General features: G+C 67.3%; 21 protein-coding genes. 7 read left to right on the forward strand and 14 right to left on the reverse strand.

All coding sequences use genetic code 11. The annotated features are described in order from the left end of the window. Positions 1-33 precede the first annotated feature (33 nt). The 3 genes from DOL89_RS08815 (at position 34) to DOL89_RS08825 (ending at position 3,792) form a co-directional block, all read left to right on the forward strand. A complete protein-coding gene (locus DOL89_RS08815) occupies positions 34-1,368 on the forward strand; it encodes a spinster family MFS transporter (protein ID WP_119678809.1) in 1,335 nt (444 codons plus the stop codon). A gap of 68 nt (positions 1,369-1,436) precedes the next feature. Further along, positions 1,437-2,681, forward strand: a complete 1,245-nt coding sequence (locus tag DOL89_RS08820; protein ID WP_119678810.1) for a metal-dependent hydrolase family protein — start codon at positions 1,437-1,439, stop codon at positions 2,679-2,681. A 4-nt stretch (positions 2,682-2,685) separates the two neighbouring features. Then, on the forward strand, positions 2,686-3,792 hold the full coding sequence (locus DOL89_RS08825; protein ID WP_119678811.1) for a CaiB/BaiF CoA transferase family protein: 1,107 nt from the start codon (positions 2,686-2,688) through the stop codon (positions 3,790-3,792). A gap of 6 nt (positions 3,793-3,798) precedes the next feature. Here DOL89_RS08825 and DOL89_RS08830 read toward each other — a convergent pair whose 3' ends face one another. The 5 genes from DOL89_RS08830 to bioB all read right to left on the reverse strand — a co-directional run bounded on the left by DOL89_RS08830 (position 3,799) and on the right by bioB (position 9,168). After that, complete coding sequence (locus DOL89_RS08830) at positions 3,799-4,785, reverse strand: 2Fe-2S iron-sulfur cluster-binding protein (RefSeq protein WP_119678812.1); 987 nt, start codon at positions 4,783-4,785, stop codon at positions 3,799-3,801. Next, positions 4,782-5,498, reverse strand: coding sequence for a hypothetical protein (locus DOL89_RS24800; RefSeq protein WP_162937409.1), 717 nt, complete (start codon positions 5,496-5,498; stop codon positions 4,782-4,784). The genes DOL89_RS08830 and DOL89_RS24800 overlap by 4 nt, the downstream gene beginning before the upstream one ends. Before the next feature lie 75 nt (positions 5,499-5,573). After that, the gene (locus tag DOL89_RS08840; RefSeq protein WP_119678814.1) at positions 5,574-5,777 is read right to left on the reverse strand and encodes a ribbon-helix-helix domain-containing protein; all 204 of its coding nucleotides are present in this window, start codon (positions 5,775-5,777) and stop codon (positions 5,574-5,576) included. Positions 5,778-5,874: 97 nt separating this feature from the next. After that, complete coding sequence (locus tag DOL89_RS08845) at positions 5,875-8,076, reverse strand: TonB-dependent receptor (RefSeq protein ID WP_119678815.1); 2,202 nt, start codon at positions 8,074-8,076, stop codon at positions 5,875-5,877. Positions 8,077-8,181: 105 nt separating this feature from the next. After that, positions 8,182-9,168 carry a biotin synthase BioB gene (gene bioB, locus DOL89_RS08850; RefSeq protein ID WP_119678816.1) on the reverse strand — a complete coding sequence of 329 codons (987 nt, stop codon included), beginning with the start codon at positions 9,166-9,168 and terminating at the stop codon, positions 8,182-8,184. Between the two features lie 148 nt (positions 9,169-9,316). Between bioB and DOL89_RS08855 the strand changes: the two genes are divergently transcribed. Further along, a complete protein-coding gene (locus DOL89_RS08855) occupies positions 9,317-10,504 on the forward strand; it encodes a class I SAM-dependent methyltransferase (protein ID WP_119678817.1) in 1,188 nt (395 codons plus the stop codon). 9 nt (positions 10,505-10,513) lie between these two features. Here the strand turns inward: DOL89_RS08855 and DOL89_RS08860 are convergent, their stop codons facing one another. The 3 genes from DOL89_RS08860 to DOL89_RS08870 form a co-directional block, all read right to left on the reverse strand. After that, the gene (locus DOL89_RS08860) at positions 10,514-11,026 is read right to left on the reverse strand and encodes an FKBP-type peptidyl-prolyl cis-trans isomerase (RefSeq protein WP_119678818.1); all 513 of its coding nucleotides are present in this window, start codon (positions 11,024-11,026) and stop codon (positions 10,514-10,516) included. 89 nt (positions 11,027-11,115) lie between these two features. After that, positions 11,116-12,840, reverse strand: a complete 1,725-nt coding sequence (locus DOL89_RS08865; protein WP_119678819.1) for a peptide ABC transporter substrate-binding protein — start codon at positions 12,838-12,840, stop codon at positions 11,116-11,118. Between the two features lie 127 nt (positions 12,841-12,967). Beyond that, positions 12,968-14,572: an FAD-dependent oxidoreductase gene (locus tag DOL89_RS08870; protein ID WP_205574551.1), complete on the reverse strand. Its 1,605-nt coding sequence runs from the start codon at positions 14,570-14,572 to the stop codon at positions 12,968-12,970. A gap of 247 nt (positions 14,573-14,819) precedes the next feature. On the opposite strand from DOL89_RS08870, the gene DOL89_RS08875 reads away from it, so the two are divergent. The 3 genes from DOL89_RS08875 (at position 14,820) to DOL89_RS08885 (ending at position 17,973) form a co-directional block, all read left to right on the forward strand. Beyond that, on the forward strand, positions 14,820-16,487 hold the full coding sequence (locus tag DOL89_RS08875) for an NAD+ synthase (protein ID WP_119678820.1): 1,668 nt from the start codon (positions 14,820-14,822) through the stop codon (positions 16,485-16,487). 278 nt (positions 16,488-16,765) lie between these two features. After that, positions 16,766-17,104 (forward strand): response regulator, encoded by a 339-nt coding sequence (locus tag DOL89_RS08880; RefSeq protein WP_404813494.1) that lies wholly within the window; start codon positions 16,766-16,768, stop codon positions 17,102-17,104. 29 nt (positions 17,105-17,133) lie between these two features. After that, a complete protein-coding gene (locus DOL89_RS08885; protein ID WP_119678821.1) occupies positions 17,134-17,973 on the forward strand; it encodes a protein phosphatase CheZ in 840 nt (279 codons plus the stop codon). 20 nt (positions 17,974-17,993) lie between these two features. On the opposite strand, the gene DOL89_RS08890 is transcribed toward DOL89_RS08885, so the two are convergent. From DOL89_RS08890 to DOL89_RS24805, 6 genes are all read right to left on the reverse strand, one after another. Continuing rightward, positions 17,994-19,478, reverse strand: coding sequence for a carboxypeptidase M32 (locus DOL89_RS08890; protein ID WP_119678822.1), 1,485 nt, complete (start codon positions 19,476-19,478; stop codon positions 17,994-17,996). After that, on the reverse strand, positions 19,475-20,233 hold the full coding sequence (locus DOL89_RS08895; protein ID WP_119678823.1) for an SURF1 family protein: 759 nt from the start codon (positions 20,231-20,233) through the stop codon (positions 19,475-19,477). Before DOL89_RS08895 ends, DOL89_RS08890 begins: the two co-directional genes overlap by 4 nt. A 4-nt stretch (positions 20,234-20,237) precedes the next feature. Next, positions 20,238-20,642, reverse strand: coding sequence for a DUF983 domain-containing protein (locus tag DOL89_RS08900; RefSeq protein ID WP_225889739.1), 405 nt, complete (start codon positions 20,640-20,642; stop codon positions 20,238-20,240). Positions 20,643-20,668: 26 nt separating this feature from the next. Further along, positions 20,669-21,523 carry a cytochrome c oxidase subunit 3 gene (locus DOL89_RS08905; protein ID WP_119678824.1) on the reverse strand — a complete coding sequence of 285 codons (855 nt, stop codon included), beginning with the start codon at positions 21,521-21,523 and terminating at the stop codon, positions 20,669-20,671. An 84-nt stretch (positions 21,524-21,607) separates the two neighbouring features. Beyond that, positions 21,608-22,261, reverse strand: a complete 654-nt coding sequence (locus DOL89_RS08910; protein ID WP_119678825.1) for a cytochrome c oxidase assembly protein — start codon at positions 22,259-22,261, stop codon at positions 21,608-21,610. Continuing rightward, a complete protein-coding gene (locus tag DOL89_RS24805) occupies positions 22,258-22,419 on the reverse strand; it encodes a hypothetical protein (protein WP_162937410.1) in 162 nt (53 codons plus the stop codon). The genes DOL89_RS08910 and DOL89_RS24805 overlap by 4 nt, the downstream gene beginning before the upstream one ends. Positions 22,420-22,425: the final 6 nt, after the last annotated feature.

Below are 22,425 nucleotides of genomic sequence, written 5' to 3' on the forward strand. Positions count from 1 at the left end.
GTCTTTTCCGTTCCAGGCCCAGAGGACCCGTACATGGCCGATACCGTGATCCGCACTGCGGAGGAGAAGTCGGAGCGCAGCTATCGCAGCTATGTGCTGGTGGTCCTGCTGCTCGTCTACATCTTCAACTTCATCGACCGGCAGATCATCGGCATCCTGGCCCCAGTCATCAAGGCGGAGCTGGGCCTGTCCGACACCCAGCTGGGACTGATGGGCGGACTGGCCTTCGCCCTGTTCTATACGGGTCTCGGCATTCCCATCGCCATGCTGGCCGACCGGTACAGCCGGGTCCGGATCATCACTTGGTCGCTGGCGATCTGGAGCGGCTTCACCGCCATCTGCGGCTTCGCCCAGAATTTCTGGCAGCTCTTCCTGGCCCGCGTCGGCGTCGGCGTCGGCGAGGCAGGCGGCGTGGCCCCGGCCTATTCCCTGATTTCCGACTATTTCCCGGCCAGCGAGCGCGGGCGCGCCATGGCCGTGTTCAGCTTCGGCATCCCGCTGGGATCGGCCGCCGGCATCCTGTTCGGCGGGCTGATCGCCGCCTATATCGACTGGCGCAGCGCCTTCATGGTGGTCGGGCTGGCCGGTCTTGTCCTGGCTCCCCTGCTGCGCTTCACCGTGCGGGAGCCGGTGCGTGGGCGCTTCGACCCGCCGACCGCGCGGGCTGCCGCCCCGTCCATCGGGGAGGTGCTCAGGGTCCTCTCAACCAAGCGCAGCTTCTGGTTCATCTCCTTCGGCGCCTCTTGCAGCTCCATTATGGGCTACGGGCTGATCTTCTGGCTTCCCAGCTTCTTCAAGCGCAGCTACCCCGCCGAACTTCAGCAGCTTGCCAGTGCCGTCGGATTCGGCGAGGGCGTGGACCTCACGCTGGTGGGCACGTCGCTGTTCTTCGGCAGCATCATCCTGCTGGGCGGCGTGCTGGGCGTCTGGATGGGCGGCTATCTGGCGGACAAGCTGGGCCATGCCCGCAAGGCCGCCTATGCGCTGGTACCCGCCGGCGCCTTCGCCCTGGCGATCCCGCTGTTCGGTGCCGGCATCCTGGCGCCGAACCTGCTGGCGGCGTTCCTGCTGTTCCTGATTCCCCAGGCCCTCAGCCTCGTCTGGCTGGGCCCCGTGCTCTCCGCCATCCAGGGGCTGGTGGCGCCGTCCATGCGGGCGACGGCCTCGGCCACCTTTCTGTTCATCAACAATCTGCTCGGCATCGGCTTCGGCACCTTCTTCCTGGGCCGCCTGTCCGACTTCCTGATCCCCCGTTACGGGGCGGAGTCGCTGCGCTACTCCATCCTGATCGGGCTGGTCTTCTATGTACTGGCCGCTCTCTTCCTCTTCCTGGCCTCCCGCCGGTTGGACAGGGACTGGCACCGGTAGGACGCCTCCCATTCAGCACCGGATCGTGTAGCATCGCGCCCCGACCTTCCGGCTATGGAGCGCCACACATGTCCACCACCCTGTTCCTTGGCGGCCTGATTTTCGACGGCACCAACCCGGTGCGGGAGGGTTGGGCCGTGCTGGCGGAGGGCGGCCGCATCCGCCGCGTGGCCCCGCTGGCGGAGTTCGACGGCTATGCCGGGACGCGGGTGGATACGGCCGGCTGCACCCTGATGCCGGGCCTGATCGACTGCCATGTGCATCTGAACATGGGAGCGCAGGATAATGTGGTGGGCCTGCTGCGCGACATGCCGGCGGGCGAGCTGACGCTCCATACGCTGGAGAATGCGCAGGCCACGCTGGCGGGCGGCATCACCGCCCTGCGCGACCTCGGCGGGCGCGACTATGTGGAGATGGATGTCCGCGACGCCATCAAGGCCGGGCGCTATATCGGCCCCACCCTGCGCTGTGCTGGGCGCGTCGTCTGCATGACCGGCGGGCACGGCCACTGGATCGGGATCGAGGCCGACGGGACGGATGCGGTCGCGCGGGCGGTGCGCCTGAACGTCAAGCATGGCGCCGACTGCATCAAGATCATGGCGACGGGCGGGGTGCTGACCCCCGGCGTCGATCCGCTGGCCGCCCACTTCACGGCGGAGGAGATCGCCTCCGCCGTCCGCACCGCCCACGGGCTGGGGAAGCACACGGCCTCGCACGCGCAGGGAGCCGCCGGCATCCGGAATGCGGTCACTGCCGGGATCGACAGCATCGAGCACGGGTTCGAGCTGACCGACGACATCATCGCGGAGATGCTGGCCCGCGGCACCTATCTGGTCGCCACCCTGGCCGCCGCCCGCAACCTGCTGGCCAATCCGGAGCGGCTGCCCGCCTATGTGCGGGAGAAGATCCAGCGCTTCGGGGCCATGCATGCCGACAGCTTCCGCCGCTATGCCAAGGCCGGCGGCAAGGTGGCAATGGGAACCGATGCCGGCACGCCCGCCAACCGCCATGGGGAGAATGCCCAGGAGCTGGCCCACATGGTGGATCTGGGCCTTCCCCCGCTGGAAGCGCTGCGCGCCGGCACCTCCCATGCCGCCGACCTGCTGGACCTGCCCGATGCCGGCCGGCTCCGGGACGGGGCCGCCGCGGACCTGCTTCTGGTGGAGGGCAATCCGGAGCAGGACATCAGCATGGCAGCGGACCGCAGCAACCACCGCTGCATCTGGAAGGGCGGTATCGACGTCCGGGCCGTTCTGGGCGCACTTGCCTCCCGCCCCGGTGCGCCGGCCTTCGCGGCACAGCCCGGCTTCTGACCCGATGGCGGCGGAGAGGACGGGGTCGCTGACGGGGCTGCGCGTGCTGGAGTTCGCCGCCATCGGCCCGGTTCCCTATGCCGCCATGCTGCTGGCCGATTTCGGGGCGGATGTGGTGCGGGTGGACCGGCCGGATGCCAAACTCAGCCATCCCTTCGGCGCATTCGACCGGGGCCGCCGCTCCATCGCCCTGGACCTGAAAAGCCCGGGCGACATGGAAACCGCGTTGCGCCTGATGGACAGGGCGGACATGGTCGTCGAGGGGTTCCGGCCCGGCGTGATGGAGCGGCTGGGGCTCGGGCCGGAGGTGGCGCTGGCCCGCAATCCACGGCTGGTCTATGGCCGCATGACCGGCTGGGGCCAGTCAGGGCCGCTGGCGGACAAGGCGGGGCACGACATCAACTATCTGGCCCTGACGGGCGCTCTGGCCGCGATCGGTCCGAAGGATGGCAAGCCGGTGCCGCCGTTGAACTTGGTGGCGGATTTCGGCGGCGGGTCCATGTTCCTGATCTTCGGCCTGCTGGCGGCTCATATCGAGGCGCAGCGGTCGGGCAAGGGACAGGTGGTGGACGCCGCCATGGTGGATGGCGCTTCCTCCCTGATGTCCCTGTTCCACTGGATGGGCCGGGCAGGAGCGTGGACCCCGCGCCGGGGGGAGAACCTGCTGGACGGCGGCGCCCCATTCTACACGACATATGAATGCGCGGACGGCAGGCATGTGGCGCTGGGCGCGTTGGAGCCGGAATTCTGGGCCGAGTTCCGCCGGTTGGCCGGGCTGAGCGATCCCTTGTTCGACCGCTATATGGATCGGTCCAACTGGGCCGAGATCGGCCAGCGCCTGACCGATCTGTTCCGGACCAGGACGCGGGACGAATGGGCCGCCCTGATGCAGGGCAGCGACGCCTGCCTGACGCCCGTATTGACGCTGGAGGAAGCCGCCAGCCACCCGCACATGCAGGCGCGCGGCACGCTAGATGAGGCGGCCGGCATGACCCAGCCCGCCCCGGCCCCCCGCCTGTCCCGCACCCCCGGCGGCATCGCCTCCGGCCCGGCCAAGCCGGGCGCGCATACGGATGAGGTGCTGAAGGATTGGGGCGTGAAGCCGGCGTGAGCCCGTTCAGGGCAGCCGGGCGCAACTGCCCGGCGCAACCGCATGCTGGCAGGCAAGCCGCACGCCCTGGTCCAGGCGGCGCTGGGGGATGCGGCGGCGATCCGCCTCGCAAGCGGCTGGGGCCGGGTCCAGGGTGATGCGGCAGCGGCCACAGTCCCCCACCCCGCCGCATTCGGACGGCAGTGCGGTTCCCGTGGCGGCCAAGGCCTCGAACCAGCTCTTCCCGGCCGGAAGGTCGACCGCCTGCCCCTCACCGAACGGGCCGCCGGTGAGCCGCGCCGGAACCGCAACCTGCCGGCGGAGGACGAACCGGTCCCTCAGCAGGCCGGCAGGCAGCATCACCAGCCCGGTCAGGGCCAGCCATGTAGCGGCAATCGCGGCGGCGATGATCAGCGGATGGTTAAAGTCCTCCCGCCCCCGGTAATCCATGATGTGCAGCATCCAGGCGATGTCGAACAGCCGCCAGGAATCGGTCCTGTGGGCCAGGATGCGGCCGGTGCCGCCATCCACATAGACCGCCGTGGCGTCCTCATCCGCGAAATCCACGCGCCAGACCGGTCCTTCATGCTTGCGCAGCTCCTGCACCGGCGCCGTCAGGGCCGCAACGCCCGACACCGGCCCCGGACCGGCATATCCAGCGCGCGCGATCTCCAGCGCAAGCGCCTCATCCACCGCCACCGGGGAGAGGTCCTCGGCTGACAGGAGCCGCAAGGTCCCGTCCGGCAGCACCGCCTCATACACCCAGCGGTCCAGCAGGGGGCGGAGACGCAGCGACCGGACTTCCGGCCTCCCCAGCGCCGCTGGAAGCGCCGACAGCTCCGCTACAGGCTGGGTGCGGCCCAGAACGGGAGCCGGCTGCGGGCGGGAGACGGAATGGCCGGACACTGCCTGATGGTCCAGCAGGGACATCACCGCCCCGCTTCCCACCCAGGCGAGGAGCTGCAGTCCCACCAGCAGCCCCAGCCATTTGTGGATGGCGCGCAGGGTCCTCATGCCGCATCCCCCTGCGCCCGGCCCCGCCACAGCCGCAGGATCAGCAGCCCTGCCCCGGCCAGCGACAGGGCCAGCGCCGCCAGGGTCGCCACGCGGAGGAGCGTGTTGTTCACATTCTCCCGCGCCTCGTAATCCATGATGTGCAGCATCCAGACGAAGTCGAACAGCCGCCACAGCTCATGCCGGCGGGTCACCAGCTCGCCCGTCGCGGCGGAGAGATAGAGGGTCGGCCTGTTCCAATGGTCGAATTCCACCCGCCAGATCGGGGCCGCACGGCCGCGGATTTCGTCCGGGATGTCCCGGAGGAGTTCGGCCCTGGCGATGGCATGGCTGCCAGCATAGAAGGAGGCGGCAATGCGGCGGATGTCCGCCTCGTCCGGCCAGGAAAGCTCCTGCCCGGTAGTGGGGTCCAGCACGGCCTGACCGCGGGAATGATCGACCACGAGGAAGCTTCCGCCAGCCACGCTGCCGAGGCGCAACCCCGTGATCGCGCCGTAGTGGCTGCGCAACGCCCTGACATCGGTGCCCAGCCCGTCCAGGCGGATGGACGTCGGCTCGTCCGGGCGGATCAGATGATCGCCATGGATGGTGTCGATGCTGATGGCGGTCATGTAGAGCCCGCTGACCGTCCATATCGCCGCCTGTACGCCGACCAGAAGCGCCAGCCACACATGCCAGCGCCGCCACCGCCGGACCGCACCACCCTGATTCATCCCCGCCCCGCTGACGCCCGATGTCCCCTGCCCCACAATCCTCCGCCGAGGTCGCGGTGACAAGTGCGGCAGGAGCTACCGGCCACGGACGGCGTTCAGGACCCAGACCCGGATCGCGCTGGACAGGTTTCCCTCCCGCTCCCGGTCGATCTGCTCCACCAGGGCTGAAACGGTGGTGCCGCGGGCGGCTGCCAGTTCCTTCAACGCCTCCCAGAACTCCGCCTCCAGCGTCACGCTGGTGGGGTGGCCGGCAATCATCAGGGAGCGCTTCTTGATCATGGCGGGTGGTGTGCCCTGCAAGGGTAAAGCAACAGAGGAGACGCGTTCCCAACGGGCGCTGAAGAGACGCGAAAGCAACTAGCGCCGCCCCGACACTTCAGAAGCTCCACCGCGCCTGGACGGTCCAGGTGCGCCCATCGCCTGGGGTGACGAGCCATGCACGGCGGTAGCCTGCGGCGGTAGGTTCGCTGAAGCGCACGGCTACGGGCGGCGAGCGGTCGTCCAGCAGGTTCTGTACGCGCAGGGTCAGGCGAAGACCCTGATGCTCCAGCCCCGTCCAGGCGTTGAGCTTCCCGTCGGCGGGAATCCAGGAGAGGTTCGAGTTCTCCGTATACTGCTTAGACTGCCACAGCCATTCGCCGCCCAGGAACCAGCCAAGGCCGGCAGCGACGGGCAGGTCGGCCGAATACTGGCCGCTGGCGACGAGCTGGTGTTTGGACTGGCGGGGCAGAGCGAGGCCAGAGATGTCGCCGTCCGGCGCGAAGGACGGGATGTCGCGATAATCCGGGTCCTGATAGTCGCGGAACTCGGCATCCACGTAGCTGTAGGCTAAGCGCAGATCCAACCCGTCCGCCGGCACGGCGGCAATCTCCAGCTCGAAGCCGCGGCTGCGGCTGCGGGCGGCATTGTTGGTATAGAAATTGTTGTTGGTGCCGGCGGTGCTGGCGGCGACGACCTGCTGGTCCGTCCAGTCGATCCAGAACAGGGCGCCATTGGCCGTCAGCCGCCCGTCGAGCCAGGTGGTCTTCGCACCGACCTCATAGGTCCAGTTCGTTTCGGGATCGAAACTACGCTCTTCCTCGAACAGGTTCGCCATGGTGCTGAAGCCGCCGCTCTTGGCCCCCTTGGCGACGCTGGCATAGAGGAGCACGTCCTCCGTCGCCTGCCAGTCGGCCACGAAGCGCGGGGTCCACATGGTCCATGCATTGTCCAGGGCAATGGGATTGCCGTTGCGGTCCAGGCTGGTCGTCTGGAACTCCTTCCAGTCGCGCTGCCAACGCAGATCGGCCGTCAGCCCCACATCCGGCAGGACCTGCCAAGTGACCGAGCCGTAGGCGGCGAGGCTGTCCGTTTCCTCATTCGTACGCGGCAGACCGGCCGTCGCCGTCTGGCCGGACCAGAACTCGATGTTCCGCCGCTCCGTCTCATTGTCGAAGCGGTACCAGCTCGCCCCCGCAACCCAGGTCAGCGGCCCGCCCTCCCCGCCCAGCAGGCGAAATTCCTGGCTGGCGTCCCAGCGGTCGGTGAGTTGGCCGGCCTGGGAAATCAGGGCCGGGCTGTAGTCGTTGTCGCGGTTGAACTCGTTGGTTTCAGCATTGAAGGCGCTGATGCTGGTCAAGGTGGCTAAGGGCAACCGGTAATTGATCGTCGCAGCCGTCCGCCAGGCATCGCGGGCGAAGCCGAAATGCTCCGCATTGGCGGCCATGGAGGCCGGAACGCCATCCGGTATTTCCCCGCAGAACTGGCTGAGGCTGCCGGAGGGCTGCCCGTTCACCAGCCGCGGTTCGCAGTTCGTGGCCAGGTACCAGCCCTTGGGCTGTCCGTCGTCATCCTCGGCATAGGAGACGCGCAGGACGGCCTCCAGGCTGTCGGTGGGGGTGGCGCGTAGGGTCAGGGCGCCAGCCACCGACCGCTCTGACCCGATGTCGGGACCGCCAGGCACGGGGTTGCTGTAGAAGCCGCCATATTCATCCAGGGCGAAGCTGGCGCGGGCGGCCAGTTTTCCGGGGATCAGCGGGGCGGAGACGCCGACGGACAGCTCCCGCCGGTCCTTCGTACCGATGCCGCCTTCGATGAAGCCTTCCACCGTGTCGCCCGGCTTCCTTGTGACGAGGTTCACCGCGCCGCCGAAGCTGTTGCGCCCGAACAGAGCGTTCTGAGGGCCTTTCAGCACCTCCACCCGCTCCAGATCGTCCAGGAACAGGTTGATGGAGCTGCGGCCGGAAATGTAGACGCCGTCCAGGAAGAAGCCCACCGAAGGCTCCTCTCCCACGCCGGGCTGGGTCAGGCCCCTGATGGCCGGGGCCGGATTGAAGCGGCCGAAGGGGTCGCTGACCACCAGCCCCGGCGCGCGGGTTGCGATGCCGGCGATGCTTTCGATCTGCGCCCGCTCGATCTCCGCGGCGGTGAAAACGGCCAGGGAGACCGGCGTGCTCTGCGCCGCTTCGTCCCGCTGGCGCGCGGTCACCACGATTTCCTCCACCGGGCCTCTGGATTGGGCCAGGGCGGGCGCGGTCAGGGCAAGGGGGCTGGCCGCCGCCAGCAGCAAGGCGGTGGACAGAGGGCTGGACCGGGTCATGATCGGAGCGTCGCGTGTTAATGGGACGTTGCGGCGGCAGCCCGGTAGCAGGTGCGGGGTCGCCTGTAAAGGCGGATGGGTTCTCACCTGCCGCCCGATGCCGCCTTACCCCTCCATCGGCCGCATGCCGAGCCGGGCAAGCAGGGCCATGTCCTTGTCGGCCTGGGGGTTGGGGGTGGTCAGCAGGCGTTCGCCATAGAAGATGCTGTTGGCGCCGGCCAGGAAGCACATGGCCTGCATCTGCTCATTCATGTCCTCACGCCCGGCGGAAAGCCGGACCATGCTGGCGGGCATGGCGATGCGGGCGACCGCAATGGTGCGCACGAATTCGAACGGGTCCAGCCCACGGCCGTCCGCCAATGGCGTGCCCTGCACCTGGACCAACAAGTTCACCGGCACGGATTCGGGGTGCTTGGGCAGGGTGGCAAGCTGGTGGATCAGCCCGACGCGATCCGCCCTCCCCTCTCCCATCCCGACGATGCCGCCGCAGCAGACATTGATCCCGGCATCCCGCACCAGCGCCAGCGTGTCCAGCCGCTCCTGATACGTCCGGGTCGTGATGATCTCCCCATAGAACTCCGGGGAGGTGTCCAGATTGTGGTTGTAGTAGTCCAGGCCGGCATCCTTCAGACGCCGGGTCTGATCGGCATTGAGCATGCCCAGCGTAACGCAGGTTTCCATACCCAGCGCCTTGACGCCCTCGACCATGGCGCAGACGGCGTCCATGTCGCGGTCCTTGGGGCTGCGCCAGGCCGCCCCCATGCAGAAGCGGCTCGCCCCGCGTTCCCTGGCCGCCCGCGCCTCCGCCAGCACCCGATCCACCTCCATCAGCTTGGAGGCGGTAAGGCCGGTCTCGTAGGAGGCCGATTGCGGGCAGTAGGCGCAATCCTCCGGACAGCCGCCGGTCTTGATCGACAGCAGGGTGGAAATCTGGACTTCCGCCGGGTCGAAGAACTGCCGGTGCAGGTCCGCAGCCCGGAACATCAGATCCGGGAACGGCAGGTCGAAAAGGGCGGCCACCTCCTCCCGCGTCCAGTCGTGGCGGATCGGGCTGGTCCGGGCCGGGGCGGCGGCATCAAGGGCAAGCGTCATGGCGGGTCATGCTGTTCCGACAGGGACCAGCCGGGTAGCAGGGATCGGGCACCGCTGTCCAGGCGGACGAGATGCCCCACCCTGTTGACCCCGTGACCACGGATCGCCATTACCTTCGGACGATTTCCGATCCAGGTCCGACACCGACATGCCCACCCTTCCCGACGCCCTGGCCGAGCTGCGCGGCCTGATCCTGGATTCCGAGCGCTTCGTGCGGGCGGTCGCCTCCGGACGGCAGCGGAACACGACTGTGCCCTGGCGGCGGCTGGAGCTGCGCCCGGTGGAGCTGAAGGCCGGGCGGCACCTGCAATCCGTCGCCTATGACGAACGACAGGCCCATACCAGCAACGCCCTCTACGGGCCGGCGGCCGAACAGGCGGTGGATGCCCATCTGGCCCTGCCCTTCGGAAACTGGCATGTGGAAACGACGGACGGGACGGTACAGCTTCGCGTCACAAAGAAGGGCGAGGCCATGGTCCATCGCGACAAGTCCCGTACCGGCGCACAGAAGCTGGACCACAACCGCGCCAAACAGCGCGTGCTGGACCCGGCCGACCCCTTCTGGCAGGCGGTCGGCATCGCCGGGCCGGACGGGCGGATCAAGCCGTCGCGCATGGACAAGTACCGGCAGGTGGAAGCCTTCGTCCACGCGCTGGACGCCACGCTGAAGCAGGAGAAGCTGCCCGCCGATCGACCCCTGCGTGTGGTCGATCTCGGCTGCGGCAACGCCTACCTGACCTTCGCCGCCTACCGGTTCCTGACCAGCGTGCGCGGGCTGGAGGTGGAGCTGACGGGCGTGGACGTGAAGCGCCAGGCCAAGGAGCGCAATACCGAACTGGCGGAGCAGCTCGGCTGGACCGGCCTCAACTTCGTTGAGGGCACCATCGCCGGGGCCGATGTGGATGGGGCGGACGTGGTGCTGGCGCTGCATGCCTGCGATACGGCGACGGACGATGCGCTGGCAAGGGCCGTGACTTGGCAGGCTCCGTTCGTGCTGGCCGCCCCCTGCTGCCACCACGATATCCAATCCCAGATCAAGGCGCAGGCGGAACCGCCGGCACCCTGGGCCATGATGCTGCGCCACGGCATCCTGCGGGAGCGGTTCGCCGACGTGTTGACGGACACGCTGCGGGCGGCCCTGCTGCGTCAGGCCGGGTACAAGGTGGATGTGGTGGAGTTCGTGGGCAGCGAGCACACGCCGCGCAACACGCTGCTGCGGGCCGTGCGCACCGGCGCTGCCCCGGACCCCGCCGTCGCGGCGGAGTACGGGGAGCTGACCCGGAGCTGGGGCGTCAGGCCCAAGCTGGCCGAGCTGCTGGACAGGCCGTCATTCTGAGGGTCCGCCTCAACGCGGCGGCATGGCGGCCGGATCGACGATCTCCAGCAATTCCACCTTGAAGATCAGCGTGGAGTTCGGCGGGATGGAACCCGGCACGCCGCGGGCGCCGTAGGCCAGTTCGGCCGGGATCACCAGTTCGCGCGTTTCCCCGACTCGCATCATCCCGACGCCCTCGGTCCAGCCGGGGATCACGCCGCTCAGCGGGAAGCTGATCGGCTCACCACGCTCGTAGGAGCTGTCGAAGACAGTGCCGTCGATCAGCCGGCCCTCGTAATGCACCAGCACGGCATCGCTGGATTTAGGCGACTTGGCGCCGAACTCGCCGTCTTTGACGATGCGGTACTGCAGGCCGCTGGGCGTCGTGCGCCAGCCCTTCTTCTTGCCATTCTCGATCAGGAACTGCTTCTGCGGATCGGTTTCCGCCTGGGCCGGTGCCGACTGGTCCTGGGCCAGGGCGAGCGACATCGGCGCACAGAAGGCGAAAAGCGCCAGGGCTGCGGCTGCGGTGCGGACGCTCATGGGGCGACTCTCCGTGGTCTCGGGTCTTTGATTGTCAGGCGCGGGATCATGGTCGGATCGGCGGCCCGCCGCAAGCCCGCAACACGTCCCTACCTGTCCTCCGCCCGGCGCCAGTTCTCGATGCCCATGGTGCTTTCGAACTGATGGCCCGTTGGCTCCACCCCTTCCAGCCAGAGGGGCATGAAATAGGGCTGCGACAAGAAGAAGATCGGCAGGGCCGGCAGCTCTTCCGCATACAGGGTCTGCATTTCGGACCAGAGCGCCTGGTTCGCCGATGGATCGCAGACCTGTCCGATCTGGTCCAGTATCCGGTCCATCCGCGGATTGCTGTAGCCGAGGAAATTCTGCCCGCTCCACCCATTCTCCGCCGTGGGGATCTGGCGGGAATGCAGCACGGTGTCCTGGGGATCGTGCGGCAGGGATATCCAGGAGAACAGGGCCGCCCCATTGAAGCGTCGCTCCTGCAGGATCTCGCCGAACAGCACCCGCGCCGTCGCGTTCTTCAGGATGGTGCGGACGCCGATCTGGCGCCAGCTGTCCTCGATGAACTGCTGCTCCAACTCGATGGTACGGTCCCCGGCGCCGGCCCAGAGCTCGATCTCCAGCGGAACCCCGTCCTCGTTACGGCGGATGCCGTCCTGTCCCGCGCGCCAGCCCGCCTGATCCAGCAGCCAGCCCGCGCGGACCGGATCGTACGGATATCTGTACACATCCTTCTCATAGCCCCTGTCCATGGGATGGATGTCCGCGTGGGCCAGGATATTGCGGCCGTAGAAGAGCCGATCATTGATCCGCAGCCGGTTCAGCGCATGCAGCAGGGCCCGCCGGACCCGCACATCGCCCAGGGCCGGATGATCATGATTCAGGTCGAGGTGCCGGTACGCGAAGCCGGGCTGCCACAGGATCTTGAACCGGTGCTGCTGCCGCGGTTCCAACTGGGCCGCCCGTTGGACCGTGAAGCCGTACTCGCCCGACACATAGTCCACCTCGCCGTTCAGCAGCGCCTGTTCCAGCCTCTCGGAATTCTCGATGGTGCGGACAACGATCCGGTCGAAATACGGCTTGCGACCGTACCAGGTCGGATTGCGCTCCAGGACGATGGAGGCACCTGCCTCCACCCGCGTCACCCGGTAGGGACCGAACCAGAGACCGGGATTGGTCGTGTCGCTTTCATAGCGGCTGGAAACTTTGTAGTTGGCCGGGTCCCGCTCATAGGCCGCCCGCTCAACATGCTCCGGCAGCAGGATCAGGCCCTTCGAGTTCTCCGGCGTGCATGTATTGGGCTGGCGGTAGAGGATGAAGGTCTTTTCATCCGCCACCTCCAGCTTCACAACGTCCTTGGTGAAGAAATCCTGCTCGATGACGCCAACGGCCGGGTTGCTGCCGACTTCCCAGGTAAAGGCGACGTCCCGGGTCGTGACCGGCGTTCCGTCGCCCCAGACGGCGTCGGGACGCAGCGTGAAGCGAACCGCGACCGCCTTTCGTCCGTCGGGCAGCGTGACGTCCCTGATGCGGCCGTTCTTCCGGCTCGGCAGTTCGGTGCAGAGCGCACAGTAGAGCCGCCAGTCCTTATCGTAGGCCGTCAGCGGCCGATAGGTCATCCAGCCCACATAGGAGCGGATGCCCTGGCCATTGAAGTTAGGGTGGAAGCTGCCGGGATATTCCGAGACGCCGATGCGCAGTTCCTTGGAGTCGGGCGCCGCTTCCGCTGCCTGCGCCGGCTCCGGAGCAAGCCCGTTCCCGACCGGACCCGAAATGAGGATACCAAGGAAACCCAGGGCCGCTGCGGCAAATTCGAAAGTGGTCGTGCGCATTCCGGCATCATTGCTGAATCCGCACCCGAAATCCACCGGTCCGGTTGCCCACGCACCCGCCGCCGATCATCGCGCCATCGGAGGCCCGACGACCGGGACGGGAGCGTCTCGGATGTCCGGTCCCGCCCTATTCCTCGATCCGCGGCAGGTCGGAGGTGGCGGGGCCGGTGAGAAGCTTGCCGTCGGCGGCATAACGGCTGCCGTGGCAGGGGCAGTCCCAGCTCTTTTCCAGCTCGTTGAAATGGACGGTGCAGCCGAGATGGCGGCAGGTGGCGGACAGCCGGATGACCTCGCCGTTGTCGTCGCGGTAGGCGGCCACCAGCTGGCCCTTCTCGCGGATGATCGCCCCGCCGCCCACGGGAATTGCCGCTTCGGTCATGACTTCGGCACCGCCGCCGAAGGCGAACTCGCGGGCGTTGTCCAGATTCTCCCGAACGAACTCGCTGAGGTTCCGGGTCATCTTGCGGGTGGGATCATAGAGGCCCGCCCAGCTGTTGTGCCGCCCCTGGAGCAGATCGGTGATCAGCATGCCGGCAATCGTGCCATGGGTCATTCCCATGCCGCTGTCGCCGGTGGCGATCATGATGTTCGCCGTATTGGCAGGGTCGCGGCCAATGAAACCCAGCCCGTCGAACGGTTCCATCACCTGACCGGACCAGCGGTAGACCGTTTCCGTCGCCATGGGGAAGTGCTTGCGCGCCCAGTCCTCCAGCCGGACGAGGCGCTGCTGCATGTCATGGGCCTCGCCGTTCTTATGGTCCTCTCCGCCGACGATCAGGATGTCGTCGCCGCTGCCGTCCTGGGCGGGTTGCAGGCGGACATAGTGGTAGTCCTCGCGGGTGTCCCACCACAGCGCTGGCTCCACGCTGCCTTTGGGCAGTCGCAAAGCCACGACGTAGGTCCGGTACGGTCCCTGTTTGGAGTGAACGGCGAATTTATCCACCACCGGGGAATTGGTGGCGATCACGCAGGCCTGGGCGCGCAGGGAGCGTCCCTCACTGTCATGGATGATGGCCAGCTCGCCCCCTTCCACCTCGACGATGCAGTGGCCGGTGACCAGCAGCCCGCCCATGGCGGTGATGGCCTTGGCCAAGCCGTTCAGATACTTCATCGGGTGGAACTGGCCCTGGCGGGGAAAGCGCAGCGCGGGGCCGGCATAGGTGCCGGGCAGCCGGAAATCCTCGATCAGCGCCACATCGCCCAGACCGGCCCGGTGCGCCGCTGCCAATTCCTCCTCCAGCAGCTCCCGCCGGTCCTCCGGAGCCAGGAACAGATAACCGTCCACCCGGCGGAAGTCGCAGTCGATCTTCTCGTGCGCGACAATCCGCTCGATCAGGTCGATGGCGGCCGTGTGGCTCTCCGCGGCAAGGCGCGCGCCCTCTTCCCCGTGCTGGGTCTCCAGAAAGCTGTAGCGGTCGTCGATTGCGTTCGACAGGTGGGCGGTCGTGCGGGAGGTCTCGCCGCCGCCGATCTCCCCCTTGTCCACCACCATCACCTTCCGGCCCTCCCGCGCCAGCAGATAGGCGGTGGTCATGCCTGCGATGCCCGCCCCGACCACCACCACGTCGGCGGGGGGGCGGCGGTCGATCAAGCTATGCGGCGCGAAATTGAGCGTGTCCGCCATCGTCAGGCCGGATTCGCTGGGCGGCTCGTCCGGGTGGGGCAAGTAGGTCTGCGCTTCCGGCCAGGGCGCCGTGTCCATCCAGAGGGAAATCGTACGGGCAACGGGCATGGGCGCCTCTCCATCAAGATCGGGGTCCGCCGGAGTCCGGCCGGAAGGGGGATGCCCGCTCAACATGGGCGGTTTGAGGATGGTTCCGGCCGTGATTCCAGGCCAGGCTCCCTTGCCAAAAGCCGGTCCCGATGTGGCAGACTGGAGTTGTGCCACGCCACGCGAGGCACGGTTGACGCCTTATGCTCGCCGCGAGCATAAGGAATCGCATTTTGGGCTGCCGGCCCGGGAACAGGAAAAGACCGATATGACCGACCGCCTGAACATCGCCCTTGCGCAGGTCAACCCTACTGTCGGCGCGTTGGGCGCGAACCAGTCGCGCATTCGAAGCGCGCGGGCGGATGCTGCGGCGCGTGGGGCCGATCTGGTGGTCTATCCAGAGCTGGTGATCTGCGGCTATCCGCCGGAGGATCTGGTGCTGAAGCCCTTCTTCCTGGAAAGGGTGCGAAAGGCTGTCGAAGAACTGGCGGCGGACACCGCCGATGGTGGGCCGGCCATGGTGATCGGCGCGCCCTGGCAGGACCAGGGCCGGACCTACAACGCCGCCCTGCTTCTGGACGGCGGGCAGATCGCCGCCGTGCGCTACAAGCACGACCTGCCGAATTACGGCCCCTTCGACGAGAAGCGCGTCTTCTCCGCCGGCCCCCTGCCCGGCCCGGTGAATTTCCGCGGCGTGCGGCTGGGTCTGCTGGTCTGCGAAGACATGTGGACGCCCGACGTGGCGGAGACCCTGGCCGAGACAGGAGCGGAAATCCTGGTGGTCCCCAACGGCAGCCCGTTCGAGACCGACAAGAGCGACATGCGCATGAACCTGTCCGTCGCCCGCGTGACGGAGACCGGGCTGCCGCTGATCTATGTGAACCAGGTCGGCGGGCAGGATGAGCTGGTGTTCGATGGGGCAAGCTTCGTGCTGAACGCCGACCGGTCGTTGGCCGCACAGCTTCCAGGCTTCGATGAGCATCTCGGCATGACGCACTGGACGCGCGAGGCAGACGGCTGGCGCTGCGCCAGCACCGAATTTGCGAAGCCGGCGGAACGGCTGGAGGCGATCTACCGGGCCATGGTGCTGGGCCTGCGCGACTATGTCGGCAAGAACCGCTTTCCCGGCGTCATCATCGGCATGTCCGGCGGCGTGGATAGCGCCCTGTCCGCCGCCGTGGCCGTGGACGCGCTGGGGGCCGACGCGGTGCATCTGGTGATGATGCCGTCGCCCTATACCAGCCAGCACAGCCTGGACGACGCTGCCGAGGCCGCGGAGTTGCTGGGCGCGCGCATCGATACCATCTCCATTCAGCCGGCCATGCAGGCTTTCGACTCCATGCTGGCTCCCGCCTTCGCCGGCAAGGACCCGGATATCACGGAGGAGAACCTGCAGTCCCGCTCCCGTGGGGTGACGTTGATGGCGCTGTCGAACAAATTCGGCGGCATGGTCCTGTCCACCGGCAACAAGTCGGAGATGTCGGTGGGCTACGCCACGCTGTATGGCGATATGTGCGGCGGGTTCAACGTGCTGAAGGACATCTACAAGACCACCGTCTATGAGTTGTGCCGCTGGCGGAACGCCCATCTGCCCGCCGGCGTGATGGGACCGTCCGGCCGGGTGGTGCCGGATCGGATCATCACCAAGGCGCCGTCCGCGGAGCTGAAACCGGATCAGACCGACCAGGACAGCCTGCCCCCTTATGACGCGCTGGACGATATTCTCGAATGTCTTGTGGAGCGGGACATGGGCCTGATGGAGATCGTCGCCCGCGGTCATGAGGCAGAGGTGGTGAACAAGGTCTGGCGTCTGCTGGACAGGGCCGAATACAAGCGCCGCCAGGCCCCGCCGGGCGTCAAGATCACCCGCCGCAGTTTCGGCAAGGACCGCCGCTATCCGATCACCAGCGGCTTCATATCCATCCTGGCCGGTTGATCAACGCGCCGGCCGAGGCACTTCGCTTGCCGCACCGGCGAGACCGGGTGCCCGGCCCCTACCCCTTACTTGACAATCCCCGGGCGGAAACACCAAAGTGCCTGCCTGTAGCCGATCGATCGGGGAATGGTTGAGGCGAAGGCACAATGCCTTAACCTCTTTCGCGTAGGATCGGCCCCGGGCAGCTGGAAACGGCTGCATCAAGGCGCAACGGTTCAGGTGGGGGCTTCCTCGTGTCCACGAATATCCAGGTGCTGGTTGTCGACGATTACGCGACGATGCGGCGCATCATCAGGAACCTGCTCACCCAGATCGGCTTCACTCGCATCGAGGAAGCGGCCGATGGGGCGGAAGCACTGGCGAAGCTGCGCGGAGGCACCTTCGGTCTGGTCATCTCCGACTGGAACATGGAGCCGATGACCGGCCTGCAGCTCCTGAAGGAAGTGCGGGCGGACATCCGCCTGAAGGCCACGCCCTTCATCATGGTGACCGCGGAGTCGAAGACGGAAAACGTCGTTGCCGCCAAGGAAGCCGGCGTGAATAACTACATCGTGAAGCCGTTCAACGCCGACACCTTGAAGAAGAAGATCGAGAGCGTCATCGGCGCTCTGACCTGACGGACGGACCCGTCCGGAACGGTGCGGCCGTGAGCGACATCGTCGCCGATCTGACGGACCGGGAATATGAGCAGATCGAGGACGCTCTGCTCTCTTCCCGCCGCGGTCGCGCTTTCCTGCGGATGCGGGACCGGCGGCACCGAGTGGTCGCCGTCGACGATGTCCGCCGCCTGTTCCGTGAGACGCGGGACACGCCCCATATAGACCCGGCCAGCCACATCAAAATCCTGCGGCGCGAGTTGCAGGAACTGTCCGCCCATATCGCCGAGACCCGGCGTGAGGTCGCAGCGCTGAAGCCGGACGATCCTTCCGCCAACCGGATCATGGTTGCGACGGAGGAGCTGGATGCGATCCTCCAGGCTACTGAGCATGCCACGACGGAAATCCTGAACGGATCGGAGCGGATACAGTCCGTGGCCGACCGCCTGCGGAAGGATCAGCCGGAGCTGGCGTCGATTCTGGACAGGGAGGTCATGGAGATAATGACCGCCTGCAGCTTCCAGGACATCACCGGACAGCGCATGACCAAGGTGGTGAACGCCCTGCGCTATATCGAGCGCCGGGTGCATGCCATGATCCAGATCTGGGGCGGGCTGGAAGAGGAAGATCTTACCAACGACCCGTCGGATGAGCCAAAGGACACGCGGCCCGACGCCCACCTGCTGCACGGGCCTGCGCTGCGGGGCGGCATCAACCAGGATGCCGTTGACGCACTGCTGGCGGGAGCCGTCGCCGCGACGCGGAGCGTGGACGATCCGCTGGCGCAGAAGCCGCCGGCCCCCGTGCCCGACCGCCCCGCCGCGACCTTGGCCGACGGGGAAGCTGCGGAGCCGCTGTCCCAGTCGGCCGTGGACGACCTGTTCCCGTAAGCTGACCCGCCGACCAGCGCCTATGCGAGATAGCGCGCCTCGAGGTGGCGCTTAAAGACATCCGCGTCGAGGGGACGTCCGGTCGCCTGCACCAGAAGCTCCGTACCGGTGTAGCGACGCCCCTTCGCATGGATGGATTCGCCGAGCCAGCCCAGCAGGCCCGAGAGATCGCCGCGGGCGATGTCCCCGTCCAGGTCGGGCAACACCCTGCGCGCCATGTCGAAGAGCTGGGCCGCCATCATGGCACCGAGCGTATAGGTCGGGAAATAGCCCCAGAGCCCGCTGGGCCAATGGATGTCCTGCATACAGCCCATAGCATCGTTGGGCGGGGTCACTCCCAGCAGCTCCCGGAAGCCCTGGTTCCAGGCGTCCGGGAGGTCCCCAAGGTCGAGCCGTCCCTCCACCATCGCCTGCTCCAGCCGCCAGCGCAGGATCACATGCGCCGGATAGGTCATCTCGTCCGCATCCACGCGGATGAAGCTCCGCTCGACCTTGCGCATGCGCCGTAGGAGATTGTCCGCGGTCCAGGCCGGCCCGGACTTGCCATAGCCGGCCGCCAGGATGGGAGCTGCCCAGGCCAGGAAACCCGCATGCCGGCCCACCTGCATGTCCAGCATGAGGCTCTGGCTCTCATGCACGGCGAGCCCCCGCGCCTGCCCAACCGGCTGCGACAGCCACCGGGCCGGACGTCCCATCTCGTACATGGCGTGCCCGGTCTCATGCAGACTGGACTTGAAGGCCTTGAACCAGTCGTCCGGGTCCAGGCGGGTAGTGATGCGGACGTCCCCGGTCGCCCCGCCGAAGAAGGCGTGCAGGGACCGGTCCAGCCGGCCGGTGAATCCGATGCGCGCCGCGATGTCGGCGGCCAGTTGCCGCTGGACCTCCAGATCGAAAGGCCCCTCCATCGGGAGGGCCTCCGGCTCATTGGCCTGCCGCGCCTCCACCTTCTCCAGAAAGCCGGGAAGCCAGGCGGCATAGCTCTCGAACACGCCGGCGAAGTCCGCGACCCGACTACCGGGCTCATAGCTGTCGTGCAGCGCATCGTAAAGGCCGCAGCCCAGCACGCCGGCCTTCAGTTCCGCCTCTTCCCGCTGCCGGGCCAGAACCACGCGGAGGGCGGGCAGGAGTGCCGCAAAGTCGTTATTGCGCTTGGCATCGCGCCAGATGATCGCCGCCCTGGAGCTGGCGCGGGCGCTGGCCTCCACCAGCTCGGACGGCAGACAGACGGCGAGCGCTTGCATCCGCCGCATCTCCCGCAGATTGGCAAGCTGCCAGTCATCCAGCTCGCCAGCCCGCGACTCGGCCTCGTTCAGCCAGTCCGCCAGCCGCGGCTCCGCTAGCATCGCGTGCAGCACCCCTTCCAGCGCTGCCACCTGCTCCGCCCGGGCCGGGCTGGCCGCCTCCGGCATCATCGTGCGGGTGTCCCAGTTCAGTATCCCGAGCGCCCCCTGAAGCGCGGAGCGGCGGGCAAAGTGGGCTTCCAGGCGGGCGTAGGCGGAACTCATTTCAGCGGCAATCTCCGGAAACTTGCGGCGATCCAGACGCCAACCAGGGTAAGGGCCAGGCCGTACCAGGTGATGACGTAGGAGAGATGATTGTTGGGCAGATTGACCACCGTGCGGCCGCCCAAGGGCCAGCCGCCGGGGTTCGGCGTATTGTCCGCCTGAACAACGACAGGAGCGAGTTCCTGGACCTCGGCTGCGACGGCCATGGCGGGCAGGTCGGTCCAGAACCAGAAATTCTCAGCGGGGCGGTTCTCGGGCTGAAGCCAGTTCGGGCTGTCGGGCGTGCGGGCGATTCCCCGGATGGTCACCTCGCCGGGCACCTGCCCCTCCGCCCGCCGGACGGCATCGCGCAGGTCATCCGGTACGAACCCGCGGTCCACCAGGACCGTCCCCTGCCCGTCGCTGCGCCGTAGTGGGGTCAGCACATGCACGCCGGTGCGGTTCGTGCCGTTCGGCTGCTGCATGGTGCGCGGGCCGAGATGGAGTTCGCGGTCATGCAGGAAGGTGCCCGTAACGCTGACCGGCCGGTAGTCCCAGGCTTCGGGATCGTCGATGGAGGGCGGCAGCGGCACAGGATCGGCGTCGAGCCGCGTCTCGATCCGGTTGATCAGCGCGGTTTTCCACTCCAGCCTCTGCCACTGCCAGGTGCCGAGCGTGATCAGCGCCGCGAGCGTAACCAAGCTGGCAAGCGTCATCCAGAGACTTGGGCGGAATCGGCGGGGACCGAGATGGTCGGCTCCGTCGGGAGCGCTCATGGCATCAGCCTTGCCCGCCCGGCGCTTCGTCCGGGGCGCGATCGAACTCGTCGCGGCGGTAGCGATACTGGAGCGCCAGGGTCATGCCCTTGGCAGGGCGGAGCATGCCGAGTGCTGTGCCGAGGATCACCACGGACCAGATGATGGCATGGAGCCAGAGCGGCCAGTCCACCCGCATGGCCACCATCAGCGCCAGCGGAACGATGGTGAAGCCGAGAATGAAAATGAGGAAGACAGCCGGACCGTCGCCGCTGTCGTTCCGGGCCAGTTCCAGGCCGCAGACCTCGCATAGGTCCACGACGTCCAGATAACCCTTGAAGAGTCTCCCCTCCCCGCAACGCGGGCAGCGACACCGCAGGCCCGCGCGCAGGTAGGGGAGGACATCGTCACTGTGGGTCGATTGCGACACCACGGTCTCGCTTGGTTTCAGCAGGATCAGTGCGCGGCCGGCCAGGCGCCGCCGCCGCCCCACCAGTAGATGGAGACGAACAGGAACAGCCAGACCACGTCGACGAAGTGCCAGTACCACGCCGCCGCCTCGAAGCCGAAATGGCTGGTCGGGGTGAAGTGGCCGCGCGCCGTGCGGTACCAGCAGACCGCCAGGAAGATCGTCCCGATGATCACATGGGCGCCGTGGAAACCCGTCGCCATGTAGAAGGCGGACGAATAGACGTTCTGGTTGAAGGCGAAAGTGGCGTGGCCGTACTCGTAGATCTGGAAGCCGGAGAACAGCACGCCGAGGGCGACCGTCAGGCCGAGGGCCTTGGAGGCGGCCTTCATGTTGCCTTCCACGATCTCATGGTGGGCCCAGGTCACCGTGCAGCCCGACAGCAGCAGGATGACGGTCATCATCAGCGGCAGGTCGAACGGGTTCATCGGGACGGTGCCGGCCGGGGGCCAGACACCGCCGGTCGCCTCGATACGGGCCGTCTGAATCGGCTCGTTGTAGAAGAGGCTGGCGTCGAAGAAGGCCCAGAAGAAGGCCGCGAAGAACATCACTTCCGACGCGATGAACAGCACCATGCCGTAGCGGAGGCCGATCTTGACGATCGGGCTGTGGGCCTTCTGGACCACGCTCTCCCGCACCACGTCGCGCCACCAGCCGAACATGCAGGCCAGCACGGCGACGAAGCCGGCGGCCAGCAGGTACCAGCCCATGTCGTGGAACTGCAGCACCGCACCAGTGGCCAGGAGGCCGGCGGCGAAGCTGCTGAGCAGCGGCCACGGGCTGGGGTCTACCAGGTGGTAGGGCTGCTTGATGCCCTCGTTCTGCGCCTGTACGTCAGCCATCTCTCTCTATCCCTCGGCTCGCCCGGCTTCCCGATCGGTCCCGATCCTCCCGCTGTATGGAGGTCGGGGCGGGCCCGGTGTCTTTCAGTTCAAACGCTCCGCCGGAGTGCCCGCGACGGCCGGAGGGGCCGCCTGGGCGCTCTCTTGGTAATCCCTGGCGCCCTCGCCGTCCATAGCCTGATGGGCCAGCGTCTGATCGGGCGCCTTGTAGAAGGTGTAGGACAGGGTGATGGTGGTCACATCGTCCATATGCGGGTCCTCGGCGATCGCCGGGTCCACGAAGAAGTAGACCGGCATGTCCACCGACTGCCCAGGTTCCAGCATCTGCTCGGTGAAGCAGAAGCACTGGATCTTGTTAAAATAGATCCCAGCCTTCTCCGGCGTGACGTTGTACGTCGCCGTCCCGACCAGAGCCGCATCCGTGTTGTTGCGGGCGTGGTAGCTGGTCAATGCCGGCTCGCCCACGCGCACGTCCATGGTGTTCGCCTCCGGTCGGAAGCTCCACTTCAGGTCCCGGTTCACGTCCGCATTGAAGCGGATGGTGATCTTGCGGTCCAGCACCGGACCGGCGATGCCGTCCGCCACCTGCGGCGTCCCGGCAAAGCCCGTCACACGGCAGAACAGATCGTACAACGGTACGGCCGCGAAGGTCAGGCCGGTCATGCCGGCCACGATCCCGCCCAGCACCACGGCAACGCGGGCGTTGCTGCGACCGCCATGTCTCTGCTGCCGGGTCATGGCGTGATGCCTCCCCCCGACATGCGGACCATCGCGATCACATAGATCAGCCCCACCAGGAACAGCAGCACCGCCAGCACCGCGAGGTTCTTGCCCCGCTGACGCTTGTGCAACTCGCTCCTGGGATTGCCGCGGCTTGGCTGCTTGTCCTCATCCATGGTTCC

The organism is Indioceanicola profundi (genome assembly GCF_003568845.1).
GTDB classification, from domain to species: domain Bacteria; phylum Pseudomonadota; class Alphaproteobacteria; order Azospirillales; family Azospirillaceae; genus Indioceanicola; species Indioceanicola profundi.

Excerpts from the sequence above, each read along its gene's own strand:
- DOL89_RS08815 (WP_119678809.1), top strand. The coding sequence starts at position 34 with ATGGCCGATACCGTGATCCGCACTGCGGAGGAGAAGTCGGAGCGCAGC.
- DOL89_RS08820 (WP_119678810.1), top strand. The coding sequence starts at position 1,437 with ATGTCCACCACCCTGTTCCTTGGCGGCCTGATTTTCGACGGCACCAAC.
- DOL89_RS08825 (WP_119678811.1), top strand. The coding sequence starts at position 2,686 with ATGGCGGCGGAGAGGACGGGGTCGCTGACGGGGCTGCGCGTGCTGGAG.
- DOL89_RS08830 (WP_119678812.1), bottom strand. The coding sequence starts at position 4,785 with ATGAGGACCCTGCGCGCCATCCACAAATGGCTGGGGCTGCTGGTGGGA.
- DOL89_RS24800 (WP_162937409.1), bottom strand. The coding sequence starts at position 5,498 with ATGAATCAGGGTGGTGCGGTCCGGCGGTGGCGGCGCTGGCATGTGTGG.
- DOL89_RS08840 (WP_119678814.1), bottom strand. The coding sequence starts at position 5,777 with ATGATCAAGAAGCGCTCCCTGATGATTGCCGGCCACCCCACCAGCGTG.
- DOL89_RS08845 (WP_119678815.1), bottom strand. The coding sequence starts at position 8,076 with ATGACCCGGTCCAGCCCTCTGTCCACCGCCTTGCTGCTGGCGGCGGCC.
- bioB (WP_119678816.1), bottom strand. The coding sequence starts at position 9,168 with ATGACGCTTGCCCTTGATGCCGCCGCCCCGGCCCGGACCAGCCCGATC.
- DOL89_RS08855 (WP_119678817.1), top strand. The coding sequence starts at position 9,317 with ATGCCCACCCTTCCCGACGCCCTGGCCGAGCTGCGCGGCCTGATCCTG.
- DOL89_RS08860 (WP_119678818.1), bottom strand. The coding sequence starts at position 11,026 with ATGAGCGTCCGCACCGCAGCCGCAGCCCTGGCGCTTTTCGCCTTCTGT.
- DOL89_RS08865 (WP_119678819.1), bottom strand. The coding sequence starts at position 12,840 with ATGCGCACGACCACTTTCGAATTTGCCGCAGCGGCCCTGGGTTTCCTT.
- DOL89_RS08870 (WP_205574551.1), bottom strand. The coding sequence starts at position 14,572 with ATGCCCGTTGCCCGTACGATTTCCCTCTGGATGGACACGGCGCCCTGG.
- DOL89_RS08875 (WP_119678820.1), top strand. The coding sequence starts at position 14,820 with ATGACCGACCGCCTGAACATCGCCCTTGCGCAGGTCAACCCTACTGTC.
- DOL89_RS08880 (WP_404813494.1), top strand. The coding sequence starts at position 16,766 with ATGCGGCGCATCATCAGGAACCTGCTCACCCAGATCGGCTTCACTCGC.
- DOL89_RS08890 (WP_119678822.1), bottom strand. The coding sequence starts at position 19,478 with ATGAGTTCCGCCTACGCCCGCCTGGAAGCCCACTTTGCCCGCCGCTCC.
- DOL89_RS08895 (WP_119678823.1), bottom strand. The coding sequence starts at position 20,233 with ATGAGCGCTCCCGACGGAGCCGACCATCTCGGTCCCCGCCGATTCCGC.
- DOL89_RS08905 (WP_119678824.1), bottom strand. The coding sequence starts at position 21,523 with ATGGCTGACGTACAGGCGCAGAACGAGGGCATCAAGCAGCCCTACCAC.
- DOL89_RS08910 (WP_119678825.1), bottom strand. The coding sequence starts at position 22,261 with ATGACCCGGCAGCAGAGACATGGCGGTCGCAGCAACGCCCGCGTTGCC.
- DOL89_RS24805 (WP_162937410.1), bottom strand. The coding sequence starts at position 22,419 with ATGGATGAGGACAAGCAGCCAAGCCGCGGCAATCCCAGGAGCGAGTTG.